At 41.3% G+C, this 549-nt stretch carries 2 pseudogenes; one reads left to right on the top strand and one right to left on the bottom strand.

Features of this window, described 5'->3' with window-relative positions:
* Positions 1 to 282: pseudogene (locus R8O11_RS30510) on the top strand (galactokinase); the annotation flags it as partial.
* A gap of 79 nt (positions 283 to 361) precedes the next feature.
* On the opposite strand, the pseudogene R8O11_RS30505 reads toward R8O11_RS30510, so the two are convergent.
* Positions 362 to 549: pseudogene (locus R8O11_RS30505) on the bottom strand (hypothetical protein); the annotation flags it as partial.

The raw sequence follows: 549 nt of genomic DNA, 5'->3' as shown, positions 1-549 counted from the left end.
TCACATGCTTCGATGCGTGATGATTTCGATATTACAGTCAAAGAGATTGACACTCTGGTTGAAATGGTTAAAAACGTGATTGGCGAGCAGGGCGGCGTACGTATGACTGGTGGTGGTTTCGGCGGTTGTGTAGTGGCATTGGTTCCGCAAACGCTGGTTGACGAGGTGAAAGCAACCGTTGAATCTAAGTATGAAGCTGCGACGGGCCTGAAAGAATCAATTTACGTTTGTCAGGCAAAAGAAGGCGCTGGTCTTGTTGAAGTCTATAAGTGCAACAGGTAAGTTACTAAGTAAAGCCAGCTTGCAAACGCTGGCATAGTTCAATCTGGGAAAAGAACAACAAAGAGAAATGTTCACGATTTTATGAAGTTCGATTAGGCTGAACGTGATTTAGCCAGTCGTTAATTGAGAAGGAACAACAGAAACCATCTATTTCGGAGTTGTTATCAACATCATCAAAAAGATAAAGTTGAAGTTGCCCATTATCAGTTATATTTCTAAAGTGAGATTTATTGAGAGCAAACACTACGTTTAAAATGTCTTCCTCAC

The sequence above is a fragment of the Vibrio sp. 1288 genome (genome assembly GCF_033344475.1).
Note: the sequence above shows the minus strand (reverse complement) of the source record. Positions and strands in the feature narration are given on the sequence as shown.